The following is a 20,956-nucleotide window of genomic DNA, read 5'->3' as shown; positions in this document are numbered from 1 at the left end:
AATATCGCGATTATGAGTTCTATTTTCACTAAAATTATCAAGGGTGAGCTTCCAGCTTATAAAATTGCTGAAAATGATACATTTTTAGCCTTTTTAGATAGTAATCCCAATGCGAAAGGCCATACACTTTGTATCCCTAAGCAAGAGATTAATAAAATTTTTGATATGGAAGAAGATCAGTATCTAGAATTGATGAAATTTTCTCGAAAGATAGCAAAGGCTTTAGAACAAGCTATTCCATGCCAAAGAATCGGAATGTCTGTGGTTGGATTAGAAGTTCCGCATGTGCATGTGCATTTAATTCCTTTACAAACCATGGATGATATTCGTTTTAGTAAAAAAGAAACATTGAGTCCAGCGGATTTTGAAGAAGTAGTAAAAAAAGTACAACAATACCTATAATCCATATTTATTTGGCAATAGGAATACAAATAAAAACAGCAATAAATTCATTTTATTGCTGTTTTTGTTTTGTATTTATTCGGTTTAAATTTTTTTATAGGTAATAACAAAGGTAGTGCCTTTGCCTAATTCAGAATGGTGGACTTTTATCTTCCCATTTTGATATTCTTCTACAATCCGACGTGAAAGAGATAAACCCAATCCCCAACCTCTTTTTTTAGAAGTATAACCCGGTTCAAATATTTTTTCAAATTTGTTTTTTGCAATACCACTTCCTGTGTCCGAAATAAAGAGATGAACAAATTGATCGGTTTCTGTAATCACAAGGGTAATTTTACCTTTTCCCTTAGTAGCATCAATGGCATTTTTAATCAAATTCTCAATGGTCCAGCTGTGCAGTTCCGGATTGAGTAAGACCTTAATTCCATAATCCGGAGCCAGAAAGTCGAAGATAATCTGTTTGGAAGATCGTTGTTGGAAATAAGTATATGTTTTTTGAGTTTCGGCAATTAAATCCACAGGAGCTAATTGAGGTTTAGATCCGATTTTTGAAAAACGATCTGCGATAGTTTGCAATCGTTTGACATCCTTTTCTATCTCTTCTACAATAGAAGGACTAACTTGTTCTAATCGCATGATTTCAATCCAACCCAATAAAGAAGATAAGGGCGTGCCAATTTGATGCGCGGTTTCTTTGGCCATGCCCGTCCAAAGCCGATTTTGAACAGCAATTTTATTACTGCGATAGAAAATAATAATCAAAACGGTAAAAAAGACAAAAATTAGAATTAAAGCTAAAGGATAATATTTTAGCTTGAGTAATAACGAGGAATTGCCATAATATAAATACTGTTTTTTCTTGCCTACTTCAACCTCAATCGGTGAATTTTGATTTTTGAGCTTGCGTAAAAAAACGTGAGCCTCAGCTTGGTTTTGTTGAACACTAAGCGGAACATTAACCATCGCTAAGATTGTATCTTTTTCATCTGTTTGAATAATGGGAATGGTTGTGTTATTGGTCAAAATTAATAAAGGAAGCTCTAAATCTGTATCATGGGGTTTCGCTTCATTTAAAGTATTGGAGGCAGTTGCCCATATCTCCATCTTGATGCGCTCTTCTTCTTTATACGTTTGAAAAAAAGAATACGTATTCCATAAAATAAGCAATAAAACCACGAATGCGGTTGCAATGAGTATCCAACGAATAATTTCTATTTTAATTTTCAAGATAATGGCCTATTTTTTGTGGTTTAAAGATAAATAAAATAAATGCGATTTGATCTATTCGAATTTTGCTTTTCCAATTGTTTATACAACGCAAAATAAGTTTTTTCTATATAAAGAAAGGTTAGTTTTTTAGTAAACAAGGAAATTAAAGGGTACAATACCGTTTAAATTATTTAAACCTTGTAAACTTTGATTGCGCAGTAACTATAAAAAGAGAGCGATTAAAAAGCGCGTTTGTTTCTTTTGTTTTTTTGTGGTTCAATCTGCTTTTACTACCTTTACTTTTCTACTGAAAAAGTATAAACAAAATGAAAACAATAAACCCAAAAGATATTTCAACTGTTGAATTGCAAGGATTTTTACAAGGATCCGTTGGTCCTAGACCTATAGCATTAGCTAGTACAGTTGATGCGGATGGAAAACCTAATTTATCGCCTTTTAGTTTTTTTAATCTATTTAGTGCGAATCCACCAATCTTAGTTTTTTCACCTTCAAGAAGGGTGCGTGATAATACGTGTAAGCATACCTTGTTTAATGTGCAAGCAACAATGCAAGTAGTGATTAATATTGTTACTTACGATATGGTACAACAGACGTCACTTTCAAGTACTGAATACAAGGATGGCGTGAATGAATTTGTAAAATCGGGATTTACCATGATTGAATCAGAAGAAGTTCGTCCATTCCGCGTGAAAGAAAGTCCGGTTCAGTTTGAATGTGTTGTGAATGAAATCATAGGTTTGGGAACAGAAGGAGGTGCAGGAAACTTAGTGATTTGTGAAGTCGTAAAAATGCATATTGATGAAGCAATTTTAAATGAAAAAGGAGGAATTGATCAACATAAAATTGACTTAGTTTCGCGTATGGGAGGTAATTGGTATAGCCGATCTAATAAAGGAATGTTTGAAGTTGAAAAACCATTGACAACCTTAGGATTAGGTGTAGATGTTATTCCACAGGAAGTAATTGATAGTTTGGTGTTTTCAGGCAATGATTTAGGTATATTAGGTAATGTAGAACACTTGCCAACAGCAGAAGAAATACAAGTATTTTTAACGCATAATTCAGAAGCTCAACAAATCGTAGCCTCCGGTGATGTAGAAAAGAAATTTAAGCAAGCTAAAAAGTATTTAGACGAAAATAATGTACCTTTGGCTTGGAATATGATACTAGCAAAGTAAACAATCAGGAAAAAAAAGATATAATGGAAGTAATAGGAAGAATTAAATTGATTGGGCAACCACAAGATATTAGCTCAAGTTTTAGAAAAAGAGAAGTTGTGGTTACTACAGAAGAACAATATCCACAAGATATTTTAATTGAGTTTACTCAAGATAGAGTTAATTTACTAGATACTTTCCAAGTAGGAGAGCCTGTAAAAGTTTCTATTAATTTGAGAGGTAGAGAATGGACATCTCCTCAAGGAGAGGTTAGATATTTCAATACCATTCAAGGTTGGAGAATTGAAAGAAATATACCAGTACAACAACCTACAGGACAACCTGCACAAAACCAATACATGCAGCAACCTACTATGGGGCAACCTGCACAACAAGCGGGTGGTTTTAATCAAGGTAATCAAGGTGCACCTAACCAATTTGCACAACAGGTACCGCAGACTCCACAAACCCCTCAATTTCCTCCAGCTCCATCTTATACGGAAGAGGATCACGACGATTTACCTTTTTAATTTATATAATCCCTAATCCATTGATTAGGGATTTTTTTCTTTTGTATGATAGCTATTTTAGATCCCAATACTTTAAATTTTCCTGCTGTAGAAACAGCGCATGAATCTGGAATATTAGCCTTAGGAGGAGCGCTCTCTACGGATTGGTTGCTTTTAGCCTATCAACGCGGTGTGTTTCCCTGGTTTGAAGATGGAGAACCTATTACTTGGTGGGCACCTAATCCACGAATGGTTGTTTTTCCTTCGGATTTTAAACCCACCAAAAGTATGCGTAATATTCTAAATAGAGACATGTTTCAAGTTACGTTTAATACCTGTTTCGAAGCCGTTATCCAGCACTGTCAGCGTGTTAAACGACAAGGGCAAAATGGAACTTGGATTACCAACGAAATGTTAGCCGCTTATTGTGACTTACATCAAAAGGGATGGGCTAAATCGGTAGAGGTATGGCAAGAGGGACAGTTAGTAGGAGGGCTATATGGCATAGATTTAGGAACTGTTTTTTGTGGAGAAAGCATGTTCTCTTTAGTATCTAATGCCAGTAAAGTGGCCTTTCATCACTTGATTCAAAAACTTGAAGTAGAAGACTACCAATTGTTAGATTGCCAAGTATATAATCCACACTTAGAATTATTAGGAGCTATCGAAATTCCAAGGGAGATCTATATGCAATATCTTCAGCAAAAAAAATAAGGGAAGGATCCAAGGGCTAAAAAGTTAACGCTTGGATCTTCCAGTTTAAGGTGTCAATTAATAAGAGTTGGTTGTGTAAAGGAGTCAAATCCAAAATGACTTTGAGGGTTTCTTGAGCCATCATTGAGCCAATAATACCTGGAAATGTACCGAGTACCCCATTTAAATTGCAATCTGGAATTTCTTTGGGATCTGGGTGCTCAGGAAATAGGGCACGTAAATTTTTAGACCCCTTGTGGTTGAATACGGCTATTTGCCCTTGAAATCCTAAAATAGTTCCATAAACTAGTGTTTTGTTTAATCGAACACAAGTATCATTGACCAAGTAGCGCGTCGTAAAATTATCCGTTCCATCCACGATATAGTCATACGTTTCAAACATCTCTTCAATGTTTAAAGCCGTTACTCGCGCTTGATGCGCTGTGAAAGAAATATGAGGATTTAATTGAACGATGCGCTGAGCAACAATAGCTACTTTATACTGTCCAATATCGTTTTCTGTGAATAAAATTTGGCGATGTAAATTGTGAATCTCAATACGATCAAAATCTACAATACCTAAGTGACCAATACCCGATGCAGCTAAATACAGAAGAATAGGGGAACCCAAGCCCCCCGCACCAATAACTAAAACGCGAGCCTCTTTTAGTTTGAGTTGACCTCCTGGCCCTACCTCAGTGAGATTCATAGGACGACTATACCGCAAAAAATCATGGACTTCTAACATAAGTGAGAAATTAAAAATTAGAAAAGCTAGCATTCCAATCGGTCCAAATAGGTTCATATCCTTTGGATTGGATGAGGTGATAAATGGCCTCGGTGGAACGGGTATCACAAATTTCAAATTGCGCAAGCGAATCTTGATCCACACTATATCCACCTGGATTTGTTTTAGATCCTGCACTCATAGAGGTAATGCCTAATCCGATACTGTGATCTCGAAAAAGCTCACTTTCTCGGGTTGAGAGCGAGAGCTCTAAATCTTCATTCCAAATGCGATAGGCAAATAGAAGTTGTAGTAAATCAATATCCTCCATTGTAAAATTGGGTTTTACATTGCCTTCCGCGGGACGAAGCCGAGGAAAAGAAACTGAATATTTCGTTTTCCAATACGTTTTTTGTAGATAATCGAGATGAAGCGCCGTAAAAAAACTATCAACACGCCAGTCTTCTAGTCCTAAAAGAACACCAAGACCAATTTTGTGCAGGCCTGCTTGACCTATGCGATCAGGGGTTTCTAAGCGATACCTGAAGTTGGATTTTTTCCCCTTCGGATGGTAGTGTTTATATACTTCTTCATGATAGGTCTCCTGATAAACCAAAACGGCATATACCCCTAATTGAGCCAAAAGGGCGTATTCTTCTTTTTCGAGAGGTTGAACCTCGATAGAAAGGGTCGAAAAATGAGGACGTATTTGTTTAATAGCTTGTTCAAAGTATCTGAGGTTTACTGTGTGGTTTGCTTCACCAGTTACTAGTAAAATATGGTCATACCCTTGTTGTTTAAGTAGGGTAATTTCTTGTTCGATTTCGAGTGAGGTAAGCGTTTTTCTGCGGATTTTATTATCCAAACTAAATCCACAGTAGGTACAAATGTTTTGACATTCATTACTTAAATACATAGGCGTATATAAATGAATGGTTTTACCAAAGCGTTGATGGGTTAGCTGCTGACTTAATTGAGCCATTTGTTCTAAGAAAGGACGGGCAGCAGGCGAAATTAAATGTATAAAATCAGCTAAACTCCGTTTAGATTTGGCTAAACTTGCAGCAACATCTTGGGCTGTTGTCGCATCGATCTGTTGACGAATACTGTCCCAAGAATAGGTTTTATATATATCGTAAAAAGTCATGACTATGAATAAAGAAAGGAGGTTAATGGACTTGAGGCCTGGGCGTGATTTTGAATATTACCGAGTCTGGCTTCATAGGCCATTCTACCTGCTACTACAGCTTTTTGGAAAGCTTTAGCCATTTGTATAGGATCTCCAGCTACAGCAATCGCCGTATTGACTAATACCGCATCTGCCCCAAGCTCCATAGCTTTAGCGGCGTCAGATGGAGCGCCAATTCCTGCATCTACAATAACGGGAACTCGACTATTTTCTATAATAATCTCCAAAAAATCAAGTGTTTTTAATCCTTTGTTCGTGCCAATCGGTGAACCTAGAGGCATAACGGCTGTTGTTCCAACTTCTTCCAATCGCCTGCATAAAATAGGATCTGCGTGAATATAAGGCAAAACAAAAAAACCTTGTTTTGCCAATTCTTCTGTAGCCAGTAAGGTTTCAATCGGATCGGGTAGTAAGTATTTAGGGTCTGGGTGAATTTCTACTTTTACCCAATTGGTATGTAAAGCTTCTCTTGCCAATTGTGCGGCCAAAATCGCTTCTTTGGCATTTCTCGCCCCAGACGTATTGGGTAAGAGGTTTAAATGAGGATGATTTAAATGGGCGAGTAGCTGATTGTTGTCTTGCTGTAGGTCCAAACGCTTTAAGGCAACGGTAATAAATTCCGTCTCACTAGCTAAAGTAGCAGCTTCCATGCTTGCATTAGAACCGTATTTTCCAGTGCCTAAAAATAAACGAGATCGAAAGGTTTTATCACCTAATTGAAGGGGTTTCATATAAAGTACGAATTTAGAAGTTGTATCATGTGTTGGGAATTTTGTTTTTGATGGAGTAAATTAGATACTGCAATACCCTGTAAGCCGAGCTGTTTTAAACGGGGAACATCTTCTAGGGTAATACCACCAATGGCAACAATAGGCGTATTTCTTTCCTCAGAAGTAAGCGAGGATAGAATTTGCCGATACCCTTCGAATCCAAGTAGAGGACTTAGCTTTTTTTTAGTAGAGGTATAGCGCAATGGACCTAATCCTATATAACTACAAGATTCTTGTATGCGTTGTTTAACCTCTTCTAAGGTATTTGCAGTACCCCCAATGATCTTGGTAGGTAAGAGGGCTTGAGCTTGCCGAATAGGGCTGTCTTGTAACCCTAAATGAACGCCATCTGCATCAATGGCTAAGGTTAAATCAATATCATCATTAATAACAAGCGTGGCTTGGTAGCGATCACAAAGTACTTTTACCTTTTCTGCCGTATGCCAACGAATCGAAGGTAAAGTGTCTTTAAAGCGAAATTGAATCCAAGTTTGCCCTGCATTTAAAATAGATTCAATGTGATACAATTGTTCTTGTGGGGTATCTCCCTGACTGATGTATTGAATAGCATTAAACATGATAGGCGAGTAAAATTGAATTAGAAGCCAGTATTTTTTCTAGGTATTGTTTGGCGTTTCGAATGGCTTGAGGAAGGGTGTTTCCTGCCGCTTTATAACTAGCTATAGCGGAAGATAAAATACAGCCTGTGCCGTGCTTGGTTGATGTATAGATGTGTTGAGGTTCAAAAACGACCTCTTCAGATAAGGCAAACAAATAATCTACTGCTTTTGTGGTAGGATGATGACCGCCTTTGAGTAATACAGCACAAGAATTACTTAGGAATTGGGCTTTCTCCACAGGTGTTAAAGGAAGATTTACTAATTGATCGATCTCCCAATAATTCGGTGTGATTAAGTCAATTTGCGTTAGAATAGATTGAAGTGTTTGTATAAAACTAGAAGGCGTGAAATCAAAAGCACTACTTGAACGCAATACAGGATCCCATACAATAAAAGCTTGAGGTGTATACTGCTTGATAACTTCAAGATAAGACAAAAGGTCTTCCCCTGATTCTACAACGCCAATTTTAATAGCCAAGGGCTGATATCTTTTTAGTATGACTTGAAGTTGTTGGATAATATAAGCGCGTTTTTCCCAGCGGATCTTCACAAAAGAATCTTCCGTTTGTATAGTATTCGCTGTCAGCACTCCCATTCCATACACTTGAAGGGATTCAAAAGTTTTAATATCCGCTAATAAACCTGCACCAGCACACGGATCAAATCCCGCTAAGGAAAGAGTAATTGGTCTTTTTTGTAACATAAATTAAAAATTTTAAGAGGGTCTTCTGCTTGCCAAAGTGTGCCTAGTAGGGCAAAATCGCGAAATCCCATTTCGCGTATTTGATCCAGACGATTGGGGGTTATGCCCCCCAATGCGACAGGTTGTATCCAAGGAAAGTTCCATTGTTGAATCTCCGCTTGCCAGTCCACAGTAGGATGATACCCTTTTTTGGATATACTCGAAAAAACGGGACTTAGAAAGGCGCGTTTATGCCTTGTTGATAACTTTGCATATTCGGTTGAGTTATGAACAGAAGTTGATAAATAGGGGAGTCTTTCAGTAAGGTTATTAACAAATGAACATTTTGTTGTTGATAAGTGTGCGTATTGGGCCTTGATGCTGTTGATAAGTTTCAGATATTGTTTTAAAACTTCTTCATAATTGTTAATAACTGAGGGTGGGATGTGAATAACTAGGCGATCTATATGTTGATAACTGATGCTTTCTACCCAATTTTGGAGCTGTTCTACTGAAAAATTAGGTTTTCTTACATGCAAAAAAGGTAAGCCTCTTTCCAACATTTCATTGACGAGGCTTATTTCTTTTGGATGTGTATATGCTGGAGTTAGAACAACCATGTTATACATAGATTTCTTTGCCAACCTTGATAAATTCTTTCGACATATTCTTCATGCCTTGTTCTGCAGAATCTCGAATTTCTTGAGAAATTTTCATCGAACAGAATTTAGGTCCACACATCGAACAGAAATGAGCAACCTTCGCCGCATCAGCAGGAAGTGTCTCATCATGAAATTCTCGGGCTGTATCTGGATCTAAGGCTAAATTGAATTGATCTTCCCAACGAAATTCAAACCGCGCTTTACTCAACGCATTATCCCGGTATTGAGCACCAGGGTGACCTTTGGCTAAATCGGCCGCATGAGCCGCAAGTTTGTAGGTAATCACGCCATCTTTGACGTCTTTTTTGTTTGGTAATCCCAAGTGCTCTTTAGGTGTTACGTAACACAACATAGCGGTGCCATACCACCCAATCATAGCAGCGCCAATAGCGGAGGTGATATGATCATAACCTGGGGCAATATCGGTAGTTAGCGGGCCTAAAGTATAAAAAGGAGCTTCTCCACAATCGCGCAGTTGTTTCTCCATATTTTCTTTAATCAGATGCATGGGTACGTGGCCAGGTCCTTCGATCATCACTTGGACGTCGTGCTTCCAAGCAAGCTTAGTTAATTCACCTAAAGTTTCTAATTCGGCAAATTGAGCGGCATCATTGGCATCTGCAATCGAACCAGGACGAAGCCCATCTCCCAGAGAAAAGGCAATATCATACTGTTTCATAATTTCGCATATCTCTTCAAAATGCGTGTAAAGAAAGTTTTCTTTGTGGTGAAACAAGCACCATTTGGCCATAATCGAGCCCCCACGAGAAACAATACCCGTTACACGATGTGCAGTTAAGTGAATATAACGCAACAAAACACCCGCGTGAATGGTAAAATAAGAAACTCCTTGTTCGGCTTGTTCAATTAACGTGTCTCTGAAAATTTCCCAAGTGAGATTTTCAGCAACACCCTTTACTTTTTCTAACGCTTGGTAGATGGGAACCGTGCCAATAGGAACGGGTGAATTGCGAATAATCCATTCCCTAGTTTCGTGTATGTTTTTGCCCGTAGATAGATCCATGATCGTATCAGCCCCCCAACGACAAGCCCAAACCGCTTTTTCAACTTCTTCTTCAATAGTTGAGGTAACGGCGCTATTGCCTATATTGGCATTGATCTTCACTAAAAAATTGCGCCCAATAAGCATCGGCTCACTTTCGGGATGGTTGATGTTATTGGGAATAATCGCCCTCCCTGCTGCAATTTCATCGCGTACGAATTCAGGGGTGATGTAGTTTTTAGGTGTATTTGCTCCAAAACTATTGCCTTGATGTTGCTGTTTTAAAGTAGAGGATACCGCATGGAGTTGTTCAATGCGTTGATTCTCCCGAAGGGCAACATATTCCATCTCGGCAGTTACAATTCCCTGTTTAGCATAGTGCAGCTGGGTTACATTTTTTCCTTGTTGCGCTACTTTGGGTTTATGTGTGAATTCAAATCGAAGGTGTTCTAAGTTTGGATCTTCAGCTCTTTGCTGACCATAAACCGAGGTAAGGGTATCCAAGACTTGAACATCCTGTCGATCTAAAATCCACTGCTCGCGGAGACGAGGTAGTCCTTTCTTGATGTTGATTTCGATTTGCTCGTCAGTATACGCTCCAGAAGTGTCGTAAACTGTTACAGGCGGATTCTCTTCAATTAATCCCTTACTGAGTTTCGTGTCACTTAAGGTGATTTCGCGCATAGCTACGCGAATCGGATAAAGTTTTCCGTCTACATAGATTTTTTTAGAACCAGGAAAAGGTGTCTGTGAAATTTTTTCGTGTTGTTCCATTTTTGCTTATTTTTTAATTAATTGAAATAAAAGTGAAATGGAATCAACCCCCTTGTGTAGCGGTAATGATTAAAATGTCATCTTCGGGTTTGAGTAAATAATTTCCCCAATTTGCTTTGGAAATAACAGTTGAATTTACGGCAACAGCAAGGCCTTTTTGCTTGTTGGGAGCTTGTAAATCAAGCATCGCTTGAATGCTGATCTCCGTCTGCTCAAAGTGAAATTTCTGATTGTTGATTTGTAGTTCCATTCCTTTATTGATTATAAAATATAACTTTAGGAATGGCTACACGATAGTACAGGATGTACCGAATGAAGTCATCTTACTTTTCCCTACGCTAGTATGAACTAGATCAGGTTCAAAGGGTAAAATCTCAGCCTACGCAATGTAGACACCCCTAAAGTTGAAAACAAATATAAGGATTATTTGAAAAGATGCAAGTTTGGTTTATTGAAATAAAAAATTGTATTTTACCCTTCAAATAGGGAAGTATGAAAAAATCTGAGGTAAGATTTGTAAAAAAGTGGAAAGAAAAGATGGCTATGGGGCGTTTAAAATATGGTTTTATTGAAGGTGGAATCTTTGGACTTGTCTTGGGAATAGTTACTACGTTATTGTCCTTGCTATTCGTGGAGGATTATATATTTAAAAATATTCAATTGGTCTATGATTTAATCATCTGGATTTTGGGTGGGATCTTAGGCTACTTAACGGTTATGTGGGAAATGAAAATGTACTACTACAAAACCTTTTTGAAGAAGTATGGCTTGGATGAATAAAAAAGAGTGTAATAAAGTAAACGGTTTATTGATAATCTATTAGAAATAGTTACGTTTGTTAAACGTTCTAATTCTAACTCAGCTGTTTATGCGATTGATCAGAGAATATGGAAGGTATAAAACTAGGGCGTTATAAAGAGCAGGCAGATGTGAGTACAAAGAAATACAGAAATAAAAAAGTCAGTGAGAGAAATCCCACTGACTTTTTTTATTTTTTACAACTAAAATTTAATCGGTATATCCGGTTGATTTTAAGACGCAGTAGTCGCTAGGTTTTTTGCGCTAATTTTATCTATAATCACTGCAATAGCGCCATCTCCCATTACATTACAAGCGGTTCCGAAACTATCCATGGCAACATATAAGGCAATCATTAAGGTTTGTTGTTCTTGATTGAAGCCTAATATAGACTGTAAAACGCCTAATGCAGCCATAATAGCACCACCTGGAACACCTGGAGCGGCAACCATTGTAACACCTAGCATAAAAATAAAACCAATCATTTGTAAAGGATCAATGGGCGCATTTTGAATGAGCATCAAAGCAATCGCACAGGCCACAATTTTTAAGGTACTTCCCGCAAGGTGAATGGTTGCACATAAGGGAATAACAAATCCAGCAATTTTTGGGTCTATATTGTTTTTTAAAGTTGATTCTAAGGTTACGGGTATCGTAGCTGCCGATGATTGTGTACCTAAAGCTGTAAAATACGCAGGTAGCATATTCTTCATTAAAGCAAAAGGATTTCGCTTGGCAATAGCTCCAGCCACGCTATATTGGAAAACTAAAAATAAAATATGTAGAATAAATATTACACCAATAATCTTCATGAAAGTTTCTAAAATAGTATACACTTGACCCGTATACGTCATATTTAAAAACACACCGAAAATAAACAGCGGTAAGAAAGGAATAATCACCTTCTCTATCGTAGTCATGATAACTTGCTGAAACTCGTTAAAAATACCCTTTAAATACGTAAAGGGGCCTCTTGAGATGCATATTCCGATTATAAATGCAAGTACTAGCGCACTCATGACATCTAACAAGGGAGGTATTTCGATAGAAAAGAAGGGCATTATGACTTGGTCTTCTGCAACGGAGAGGTTCAAAGTTTGCGCCCGAAGGAGTTTTGGAAAAATAGCTATGGACACGGCATACGTACTAAATCCAGATAGCAAGGTTGAGATATAAGCTAAGGCCGTAGTGATAAATAATAGTTTACCTGCTTCTTTTCCAATATTTCCAATCGCAGGAATAATCAACCCTACAATGATCAATGGGATAATGAAGTTTAAGAAGTTGCCGAATAGGGCATTGAATGTGACAAAAATGCGGTTGATATAACCCGGGATGTAATTCCCTAAAACACTTCCTACTACGATGGCTATTACAATTTGTAATAGTAGACTATTCTTGATAAATCTCATATTTTTTGTTTTAAAAATACGAAATAAAATGAAAAAACCTCAAACAAAATGCTTGAGGTTTGAATATTTAATTTAATTAGGAAAAATATTATCCTAATGAAGCTCTTTTGAATCCTGTGATTTCAATACCAAAAGAATTTACATAATCAGATACTTTTTTAGACTCATCTTTGATGAAGTTTTGATCTAATAATGCTTTTTCTTGGTCTAAAGTTGTATTGTCACTGATGAAACGAGCCACTTTTCCAGGTAAAATTCTATCCCAGATGTTTTCAGGTTTACCTTCAGCTTTTAATTCAGCTTTAGCATCTTCTTCCGCTTGTTTCAATACTTCTTCAGTAAGTTGGGCGTAAGAAATATATTGAGGTACATTTTTAAGTGTTTTACCTAAACGTACTAATTCTTCGTTTTCTTTAACGATAATAGCAATACGAGCTTCTGTTTCTTTAGCAATGAATTCTGGATCAAAATCTTTGTAAGATAAAGTATCCGCACCCATTGAAGCAACTTGCATAGAAACGTCTTTTGCAATTTCTTCTGCTTTCGCTACCGCTGCTGATAAAGCTGTGATAGCAGCAATTTTGTTACCGTGAACATAAGAACCGATGAAAGCACCTTCTAATACTTCGAAAGAACCAATTTCGATTTTCTCACCGATAACGCCTGTTTGCTCGATACATTTTTCAGCAATAGTCATTGTATCATTGTAAGCTGAAGCTAAGAATTCTTCTTTTGTATTGAAGTTGATTGCTTTTTCAGCTAATTCTTTAGCTAAAGCTTGGAAACCATCGTTTTTACCAACGAAGTCAGTTTCACAGTTTAATGTAATAACAACACCTCTAGTTTTGTCAGCATTAACAAAAGCTACAGCAGCACCTTCTGATGACTCACGGTCAGAACGGTTAGCAGCAACTTTTTGTCCTTTTTTACGTAAAACCTCGATTGCTTTATCGAAATCTCCTTCAGCTTCAACTAAAGCTTTTTTACAGTCCATCATTCCGGCACCTGTTTGTTGTCTTAGCTTATTTACGTCTGCAGCAGTAATATTTGCCATTGTAGTAATCTTTTTAGAGTTAATAAATTAAAAAAAGTCGTTATGGACAGTTGCATACAAAGGTAAACATCTATCAGCATAACGACTTTATGATATTGTTAAAAAATTATGCTTTAGCTTCAGCTTCAGTCTCAGTTTCTGCTTTTGCAACAACTGGAGCTTCTTCTTTTTCAGATTTTCTTTCTGCATTACCTTCGATAATAGCAGAAGTAACTAAAGATAATATTTTATCGATTGATTTAGAAGCATCATCGTTTGCTGGTATAACATAATCTACTTGACGTGGATCAGAGTTAGTATCTACCATAGCGAAGATCGGAATGTTTAATTTTTGTGCTTCTTTAATCGCAATGTGTTCAGCTTTAATATCTACAACAAATAGAGCTGCTGGTAGACGAGTCATATCAGCAATAGAACCTAAGTTTTTCTCTAATTTTGCACGAAGACGCTCAACTTGTAAACGCTCTTTCTTAGAAAGCGTCATAAATGTACCGTCTTTTTTCATTCTATCGATTGAAGCCATTTTTTTAACAGCTTTACGAATAGTAATAAAGTTTGTTAACATACCACCTGGCCATCTTTCAGTGATGTATGGCATGTTAGCTGCAGCTGCTTTTTCAGCTACGATATCTTTTGCTTGCTTTTTTGTAGCAACGAAAAGGATTTTTCTTCCTGATGCAGCAATTTTTTTCAAAGCTTCATTCGCTTCTTCAATTTTAGCTGCTGTTTTATATAGATTGATAATGTGAATACCATTACGCTCCATATAGATGTAAGGAGCCATGTTTGGGTCCCATTTTCTAGTCATGTGTCCAAAATGAACACCTGCCTCTAGTAATTCTTTAACTTCTACTTTGTTTGCCATTTTCTAATAGTTTACGTTCTGTTACTTTAGCAATGATTTAGTAGCGATTTCTCGGTCTTAACCATTTAGATGCTAAACTACTTCTTACAAAAAATGCAAGTGCGCAACAAAAACCTAGATTTTTTAATAATAAATAAATATTAACGTTTAGAGAATTGGAATCTCTTACGAGCTTTCTTCTGACCGAATTTTTTACGCTCAACCATACGTGGGTCACGCGTTAATAAACCTTCTGGTTTTAAGATTGCTCTGTTTTCAATATCAACTTCACACATCGCTCTTGCAATTGCCATACGCACTGCCTCAGCTTGTCCTGTTGTTCCTCCACCGTATACATTTACTTTTACGTCAAAGTTTTCAGCGTTCTCAGTAAGTGTAAGAGGCTGTAATACTTTGTACTGTAAAGTACCTGTAGGGAAATAAGTTGTAAAATCTTTTTTGTTAACTGTGATTTTTCCTGTTCCTTCTGAAACATAAACACGAGCAACAGCGGTTTTTCTTCTACCGATTTTGTGAATAACTCCCATTACTTAACTTCGTTTAAATTAACGGCTTTAGGTTGTTGAGCTCCATGTTTGTGCTCACTACCTACATTAACATTTAAATTACGGAATAGTTGTGATCCTAATTTGTTTTTAGGCAACATCCCTTTGATTGCTTTCTCTACTAATAATGCAGGATTTTTTTGTTGCATTACTCTTGCAGTTAAAGATCTTTGTCCTCCTGGGTAACCTGTATGACGGATATAAGTCTTGTCATCTAGTTTGTTCCCAGTTAGGTTGATTTTTTCTGCATTGATAACGATTACGTTGTCTCCACAGTCTACGTGCGGCGTGTAATTTGTTTTGTGTTTACCTCTTAAAAGTGTTGCCACTATAGAAGCAAGACGACCCAAATTTTGGCCTTCAGCATCTACAATTAACCATTCTTTTTGAACAGTCGCTTTGTTTGCTGATACAGTCTTGTAGCTTAAACTTTCCACAATAATTTTGTATTTAATTAAACATTCCATTCCCAATTACGGGAGTGCAAAATTACATATTTTCTTTTATTATACAAATTCACACAGCTGTTTTTTGCTTTTATTAGCTATTAAATGGCTGAGTTGTAATTTGTTTGAGTAAAAATAGCCCTTTTTTTTGACAGACTTAGCATTTAAAAAAATTAAATTAAGCAATCTGTTGCTATCTGTAATGAGGTATATTACGACTCGTCTTTGAAATAAACGAGTGCTAATTCTTTCAAAACGAGTGCTTCTCTTGGTAACCTTAGTTGTTGTTTGCGTTTTCCAATCAGGTTTGTTAAATGGATGTTGGGAAGTCTTTTTTCAGCAAAATTCACCGTTCTTTCCTTCGCACAATAATCCTCCTTAAAAAAGGAAATATCGTATATTTTAGTAGGAATTTGATTTTTCTAGTTTGAGAAAAGAAGCAAGGGTTTAGGTTTTGCACTTCTTCTTTGTTTATTCTCCTGTTTTCGTAAGTTCTCGTTTCGTTAATTCAATTCTTTCGTGCCTGAAATAACGTTTGATAGGAGGTGTTTCAGCGGTGTATTCATCTATCCTACTAAATAAAAGTTGGTGTCGTTGAGGTTCTCTAAATCTTCGGTTGGAAATTGACTGAGGAGGTATATAAGCTAGGTGCAAAAAAAACTACATCATTGCTGAAACAGCATGATGTAGTTGGATAAAACTTCACTTTTTAGGGTAGTAAAAAGTAAAAGGAAAAATTGAATTGAATCACTGAATTAATACTTAAATGTTGTTGTGAAATTAGTGCCATCCACCCCCTAAAGAGCGATATAGATCTACGCGAGCAGCCAATTGATCTCTTTTATTTTGAGCCAATTCCAATTCACTTTCTAATAAAAGAGTTTGGGAAACAATGACTTCTAAATAGGTAGCCAAGCCGCTGTCAAATAATAGGGTCGATTTTTGTATGGCTTTTTCTAAAATCTCAGTTCTATTTTGTAAAAAGGAGTGTTGACTTTGCAGTTTATCAAGACTTACTAATGCATTTGAAACTTCAGAAACAGCCAGTAAAACTGATTCACGGAAATGTATAACTGCTTTTTCACGTGAAATCAAAGCTATTTGGTACTGTGTTTTAATGCGTCGTCCTTGCAATAAAGGTTGAGTTAAACCACCGGCAATTGTTCCGAACAAAGAGGCAGGCAAGGTAAACCAATTGCTTGTTTCAAAGCTATTGATTCCTGCGGTAGCACTGATTCGCAGGGTAGGGTAAAAAGCTGCTTTAGCTATGCCTACACGCGCATTTTCAATATCTAACATCAGTTCTGCTTGTTTAACATCAGGCCGATTTGATACAAGTTCAGCAGGCAAACCAATTTGTAAATTCTCATCCTTAACCATACGCATAAAATCGAAACTTCTTTCAATTGACGTAGGAAAAGTGCCCGTTAAGGTACTCAAGACATTCTCTTGAATTAGGATCTGTTGTTCAAAAATAGGAATGAGTTTTTGCGCATTTAATTTTTGTGCCTCTGCTTGAGCCACCGCCAATGACGTTACTTGTCCTGCTTGATATTGCCATTCAAGTATTGATTGGGTATGCTCACTTAATGCGGCATTCTTTTTTGCAATAACTAGTTGATAATCTAGCATCAACAAATTGTAATACCCTTTGGCAACTTCTGCAACTAAGGCTGTTTGGACCGCTTTATGAGCCTCTTGTGTTTGTAAATACGTGCTAAAAGCTTCTTTTTTTTCATTTTTTATCTTTCCCCAAATATCAGCTTCCCAAGAAAGTCCCGCATGAAGTGAATAATCTTCAATGTGATTTTTTTGAAGGGATTGATTCAAGTTAAGTCCTAGGGTGCTATTCTCTGACGGACGATTTCTGCTGACCTGCGCATTTAACGCTAGTTCAGGTAGATTGGCCCATTTTGCTTGTTGCCATTGCTGTTGTGCAATTTCTAAATTCTTAACTGCAAGTTGCAATTGATTGTTTTTGAGCAATGCCTGGTCTATGAGATGAAGTAATTGTTCTTCACTAAAAAAAGCTTGCCAAGGCATTTGAGCTACTGTTATTTCTTTTGTTGCGCCTGATTCGATAGCAATGGAATCTGTTGCAACAGTTCTAAAATTTTCTGGCAGACTATCTTGTGGATATTGAATATCCTTTGAAACCCCACAAGCATTTAGAATGACCATTAGCACTAAAAGAGCAATTCTTTTAATTGGATATTTTTTCATCGATTGATGTGTATTAAAATGATAAATAATTAAATTTCAGTATCTTCTTTTAAATGAGCGATGCCTGATATTTTTTCATGCAATAACTGAAAAAGAATAAATAGTACGGGTATGATGAATATTCCAAGTACTACACCCGATACCATTCCTCCAGCAGCACCAATACTTATCGAATGATTTCCCATCGCTGAAGGTCCTTTTACACTCATCATTGGGATTAAACCTGCGATAAAGGCCACCGATGTCATGATGATGGGGCGCAAACGCAATTTCGAAGCTTCAAGTGCGGAAACAACCAAACTTTTTCCAGCGCGTCTTCGCTGTGATGCAAATTCCACAATTAAGATGGCATTCTTCGCGAGTAAACCAATTAGCATAATTAAGGCTACTTGTATATAAATGTTGTTTTCAATTCCTGTAAGTCCAATTGCTATAAAAACACCAATTATTCCCGTTGGGATAGATAAAATAACGGCTAAAGGCAAGATATAGCTTTCGTATTGTGCGGCCAATAGAAAAAAGATAAACAACAACGACAAGGTGAATATAATGACCGATTGCCCTCCAGAAGACAATTCTTCTTTTGTCATACCTGAAAATTGATACGTATATCCCGAAGGTAATTGCTGTGCAGCCACTTCTTCAACTGCTTTAATTGCATCTCCAGAACTGAATCCTGGATTTGGAATCGCATTAATACTAATTGAATTGAACAAATTGTAACGAGAAGCTGTTTCTGGACCATATACTCGTTTAAAGTTCACTAAGGTTTGGATGGGTACAGGGTCGTTAAATTTATTCTTCACATAAATGCCCTCCATAGCACTTAAGTTTGAGCGATCTTCTTTTTGTGCCTGTAACATTACGCGATAGTATTTGCCAAAACGATTAAAATCGGTGGCTTGTGAAGAGCCGAAATAACTTTGCATCGTTTGTAAAATATCTTTTACATTGACTTGGAGCTGTGCAGCTTTAACTTCATCTACTTCCATATCATATTGGGGGTAATCTGCTTTAAATGAAGTGAAAGCCACCGCAATCTCTGGACGTCCCATCAATGTACTTATAAACTGATTGCCAACTTCACTAAACTTCGTTAAACTACCACCCGTTTTATCTTGCAGTACCATATCCAATCCATCGACGTTGCTGAATCCAGGAACAGTAGGGAAGGTAAAAGCAAAAAAGTTAGCCCCTTGCACGCTGGCTAGTTTTTGGTTTACCTCATTCATGATCTGCTGAATATCGCTAATTTCACCCCTTTCTTTTGTTGGTTTTAATAACAAAAAGAGAACGCCTGTAGAAGGATTCATCGATTGAGTCAAGACACTGAAACCCGACATGGCATTTACCGTTTTTGCAGCGGGCATTTGCATTAATACTGCTTCTGCTTGATCCATAATTTGTTTGGTACGCGCTAAAGAAGTACCTCCAGGTAAGGTAACTGAAATAGCCATAAATCCTTGGTCTTCGGATGGAATAAAACCTGTTTTAGTTTGCTTGATTAGTAAGATTGTCGCTACAATAAGCAAGGCCAATCCTCCCAAACTGATCCATTTATGGCGAATAAGCAAGCGAATTCCACCAAGATAACGCTGAGTTAAATGATTAAAACCAGAGTTGAATCCTCGAAAGAAACGCACTTTAAAGGTGGCCTTCTCAGCAGGTGAATCCTCCAGACTATGCGAACTATTTTTAAGAAATAAAGCGGCTAAGGCAGGACTTAACGTTAAGGCATTTATAGCAGAGATAATAATGGCAATGGCTAATGTCAAAGCAAACTGTTTGTAGAATACTCCTGTTGAACCTTCCATAAAACCAACGGGTAAGAATACAGCTGACATAACTAATGTAATAGAAATAATAGCTCCTGTAATCTCACTCATGGCCGATTTTGTAGCTGCTTTAGGCGATAAATTGGTGTGTTCTAACTTCTCGTGTACCGCCTCAACCACTACAATGGCGTCATCGACCACAATACCGATGGCTAAGATTAAAGCAAATAGGGTGAGTAAATTAATAGAAAAACCAAATAGCATCATAAAGAAAAAGGTACCCAGTATAGCTACTGGTACGGCAATGGCGGGAATTAGGGTAGATCGTATATCTTGTAAAAACAGAAATACTACAATAAATACCAAGACAAAAGCTTCTAGCAATGTTGAAATAACTTGATTAATCGATTGATCTAAGGCATCTTTCGTGTTGTATAAGATTAAATACTTAACTCCTTCTGGGAAGTCTTTGGAAACTTTTTGCATCAATTCATCAATAGCAACTTGAATTTCATTTGCATTCGAACCTGCTAATTGCATCGTTCCAATATTGATTCCAGGTTTGCCATTTACTTTCGTAGAACTTCCATAGGTATAAGAACCCAGTTCTACGGTAGCAATATCTTTTAAACGCAGAATTGAACCATCTGCATTGGAACGGATAATGATGTTTTCGTAGTCAGAAGCTTTATTTAATTTTCCTTTGTATTTGATTACATATTCAAATGATTCATTGCTACTTTCTCCAAATTTACCAGGCGCGGCTTCTACGTTTTTGTCTTGAATAGCTGCAGTAACTTCATCTGGAGTTAAATTATAGGTCGCCAATTGCGAAGGATTTAACCAAATACGCATCGAATAATCTTTGTTACCCCCAAACACTGACGATTGACCAACGCCTGAAATTCTTTTTATTTCGGGAATGATATTTATTTGTGCATAATTTGCCAAAAAAGTCTCGTCAAATAGGGTTTCGTCTTCTGAATATAAAGAGACAACCATCAACAAACTATTTTGTTGTTTGTTCGTTGTAATTCCAGCGCGAACTACTTCCGTTGGCAATTGATTGGTTGCTTGAGCTACGCGATTTTGAACATTTACCGCTGCTTGATCGGGATCAGTCCCCAATTTAAAATACACCATAATAGCAAGTGAACCATCGTTACTTGCTGTTGAGGTCATGTATGACATGTTTTCTACTCCGTTGATTGATTCTTCCAAAGAAGGGGCAACGGCGCGTAAAACGGTTTCTGCATTGGCTCCTGGATAAAGAGCAGTAACCATTACTGAGGGGGGCGCAATATCAGGAAACTGTTGTAAAGGCAACTTGTAGAGGCCTAAGAGACCCAAGATGACCAATAAAATGGAAATCACCGTGGCTAGTACGGGTCTATTTATAAATTTTTGAAACATGAGCGTT

At 37.1% G+C, this 20,956-nt stretch carries 21 protein-coding genes and 1 riboswitch; of the genes, 5 read left to right on the top strand and 16 right to left on the bottom strand.

Translation table 11 applies throughout. From position 1 onward, the window contains the following. Positions 1 to 12: 12 nt before the first annotated feature. Positions 13 to 402 carry an HIT family protein gene (locus ACMHJ2_RS13425; RefSeq protein ID WP_413513374.1) on the top strand — a complete coding sequence of 130 codons (390 nt, stop codon included), beginning with the start codon at positions 13 to 15 and terminating at the stop codon, positions 400 to 402. An 84-nt stretch (positions 403 to 486) separates the two neighbouring features. Here ACMHJ2_RS13425 and ACMHJ2_RS13420 read toward each other — a convergent pair whose 3' ends face one another. Further along, positions 487 to 1,629, bottom strand: a complete 1,143-nt coding sequence (locus ACMHJ2_RS13420) for a sensor histidine kinase (protein WP_413513373.1) — start codon at positions 1,627 to 1,629, stop codon at positions 487 to 489. Between the two features lie 308 nt (positions 1,630 to 1,937). Between ACMHJ2_RS13420 and ACMHJ2_RS13415 the strand changes: the two genes are divergently transcribed. The 3 genes from ACMHJ2_RS13415 to aat are packed head-to-tail and all read left to right on the top strand — an operon-like array spanning position 1,938 to position 4,012. Beyond that, on the top strand, positions 1,938 to 2,810 hold the full coding sequence (locus ACMHJ2_RS13415) for a flavin reductase family protein (protein WP_413513372.1): 873 nt from the start codon (positions 1,938 to 1,940) through the stop codon (positions 2,808 to 2,810). A 23-nt stretch (positions 2,811 to 2,833) separates the two neighbouring features. Then, a complete protein-coding gene (locus ACMHJ2_RS13410; RefSeq protein ID WP_413513371.1) occupies positions 2,834 to 3,319 on the top strand; it encodes a DUF3127 domain-containing protein in 486 nt (161 codons plus the stop codon). 45 nt (positions 3,320 to 3,364) lie between these two features. Further along, positions 3,365 to 4,012, top strand: coding sequence for a leucyl/phenylalanyl-tRNA--protein transferase (gene aat / locus ACMHJ2_RS13405; RefSeq protein WP_413513370.1), 648 nt, complete (start codon positions 3,365 to 3,367; stop codon positions 4,010 to 4,012). A gap of 16 nt (positions 4,013 to 4,028) precedes the next feature. On the opposite strand, the gene ACMHJ2_RS13400 is transcribed toward aat, so the two are convergent. The 8 genes from ACMHJ2_RS13400 to thiS are packed head-to-tail and all read right to left on the bottom strand — an operon-like array spanning position 4,029 to position 10,668. Next, positions 4,029 to 4,739 (bottom strand): HesA/MoeB/ThiF family protein, encoded by a 711-nt coding sequence (locus tag ACMHJ2_RS13400; protein WP_413513369.1) that lies wholly within the window; start codon positions 4,737 to 4,739, stop codon positions 4,029 to 4,031. A 10-nt stretch (positions 4,740 to 4,749) separates the two neighbouring features. Further along, on the bottom strand, positions 4,750 to 5,865 hold the full coding sequence (gene thiH, locus ACMHJ2_RS13395; RefSeq protein ID WP_413513368.1) for a 2-iminoacetate synthase ThiH: 1,116 nt from the start codon (positions 5,863 to 5,865) through the stop codon (positions 4,750 to 4,752). A 2-nt stretch (positions 5,866 to 5,867) separates the two neighbouring features. Next, positions 5,868 to 6,638, bottom strand: a complete 771-nt coding sequence (locus tag ACMHJ2_RS13390; RefSeq protein WP_413513367.1) for a thiazole synthase — start codon at positions 6,636 to 6,638, stop codon at positions 5,868 to 5,870. Then, a complete protein-coding gene (gene thiE, locus ACMHJ2_RS13385; RefSeq protein ID WP_413513366.1) occupies positions 6,635 to 7,255 on the bottom strand; it encodes a thiamine phosphate synthase in 621 nt (206 codons plus the stop codon). Before thiE ends, ACMHJ2_RS13390 begins: the two co-directional genes overlap by 4 nt. Next, positions 7,248 to 8,000 (bottom strand): hydroxymethylpyrimidine/phosphomethylpyrimidine kinase, encoded by a 753-nt coding sequence (locus ACMHJ2_RS13380; protein WP_413513365.1) that lies wholly within the window; start codon positions 7,998 to 8,000, stop codon positions 7,248 to 7,250. The genes thiE and ACMHJ2_RS13380 overlap by 8 nt, the downstream gene beginning before the upstream one ends. Further along, positions 7,967 to 8,623: a thiamine phosphate synthase gene (locus ACMHJ2_RS13375; RefSeq protein WP_413513364.1), complete on the bottom strand. Its 657-nt coding sequence runs from the start codon at positions 8,621 to 8,623 to the stop codon at positions 7,967 to 7,969. The genes ACMHJ2_RS13380 and ACMHJ2_RS13375 overlap by 34 nt, the downstream gene beginning before the upstream one ends. Further along, a complete protein-coding gene (gene thiC, locus ACMHJ2_RS13370) occupies positions 8,601 to 10,418 on the bottom strand; it encodes a phosphomethylpyrimidine synthase ThiC (RefSeq protein WP_413513363.1) in 1,818 nt (605 codons plus the stop codon). The genes ACMHJ2_RS13375 and thiC overlap by 23 nt, the downstream gene beginning before the upstream one ends. Positions 10,419 to 10,461: 43 nt before the next feature. Next, positions 10,462 to 10,668, bottom strand: a complete 207-nt coding sequence (gene thiS / locus ACMHJ2_RS13365; protein WP_413513362.1) for a sulfur carrier protein ThiS — start codon at positions 10,666 to 10,668, stop codon at positions 10,462 to 10,464. A gap of 63 nt (positions 10,669 to 10,731) precedes the next feature. Then, a riboswitch (TPP riboswitch) is annotated at positions 10,732 to 10,828 on the bottom strand. A gap of 82 nt (positions 10,829 to 10,910) precedes the next feature. Here thiS and ACMHJ2_RS13360 point away from each other — a divergent pair. Next, a complete protein-coding gene (locus ACMHJ2_RS13360) occupies positions 10,911 to 11,198 on the top strand; it encodes a hypothetical protein (RefSeq protein WP_413513361.1) in 288 nt (95 codons plus the stop codon). Between the two features lie 251 nt (positions 11,199 to 11,449). Here ACMHJ2_RS13360 and ACMHJ2_RS13355 read toward each other — a convergent pair whose 3' ends face one another. The 7 genes from ACMHJ2_RS13355 to ACMHJ2_RS13325 form a co-directional block, all read right to left on the bottom strand. After that, positions 11,450 to 12,628: a dicarboxylate/amino acid:cation symporter gene (locus ACMHJ2_RS13355; RefSeq protein ID WP_413513360.1), complete on the bottom strand. Its 1,179-nt coding sequence runs from the start codon at positions 12,626 to 12,628 to the stop codon at positions 11,450 to 11,452. Between the two features lie 88 nt (positions 12,629 to 12,716). Continuing rightward, positions 12,717 to 13,682, bottom strand: a complete 966-nt coding sequence (gene tsf, locus ACMHJ2_RS13350) for a translation elongation factor Ts (protein ID WP_413513359.1) — start codon at positions 13,680 to 13,682, stop codon at positions 12,717 to 12,719. 106 nt (positions 13,683 to 13,788) lie between these two features. After that, positions 13,789 to 14,547: a 30S ribosomal protein S2 gene (gene rpsB / locus ACMHJ2_RS13345; RefSeq protein WP_413513358.1), complete on the bottom strand. Its 759-nt coding sequence runs from the start codon at positions 14,545 to 14,547 to the stop codon at positions 13,789 to 13,791. A gap of 140 nt (positions 14,548 to 14,687) precedes the next feature. Next, on the bottom strand, positions 14,688 to 15,074 hold the full coding sequence (gene rpsI, locus ACMHJ2_RS13340) for a 30S ribosomal protein S9 (protein ID WP_413513357.1): 387 nt from the start codon (positions 15,072 to 15,074) through the stop codon (positions 14,688 to 14,690). Beyond that, positions 15,074 to 15,529 (bottom strand): 50S ribosomal protein L13, encoded by a 456-nt coding sequence (gene rplM, locus ACMHJ2_RS13335; protein WP_413513356.1) that lies wholly within the window; start codon positions 15,527 to 15,529, stop codon positions 15,074 to 15,076. The genes rpsI and rplM overlap by 1 nt, the downstream gene beginning before the upstream one ends. Before the next feature lie 789 nt (positions 15,530 to 16,318). Beyond that, positions 16,319 to 17,761 carry an efflux transporter outer membrane subunit gene (locus ACMHJ2_RS13330; protein ID WP_413513355.1) on the bottom strand — a complete coding sequence of 481 codons (1,443 nt, stop codon included), beginning with the start codon at positions 17,759 to 17,761 and terminating at the stop codon, positions 16,319 to 16,321. A 29-nt stretch (positions 17,762 to 17,790) separates the two neighbouring features. Continuing rightward, the gene (locus ACMHJ2_RS13325) at positions 17,791 to 20,949 is read right to left on the bottom strand and encodes an efflux RND transporter permease subunit (protein ID WP_413513354.1); all 3,159 of its coding nucleotides are present in this window, start codon (positions 20,947 to 20,949) and stop codon (positions 17,791 to 17,793) included. Positions 20,950 to 20,956 lie beyond the last annotated feature (7 nt).

Source organism: Myroides odoratus (assembly GCF_965118575.1).
Lineage (GTDB): Bacteria > Bacteroidota > Bacteroidia > Flavobacteriales > Flavobacteriaceae > Flavobacterium > Flavobacterium odoratum_B.
The sequence above is the reverse complement of the archived record's forward strand: the minus strand, read 5'-3'. Positions and strand labels throughout refer to the sequence as shown.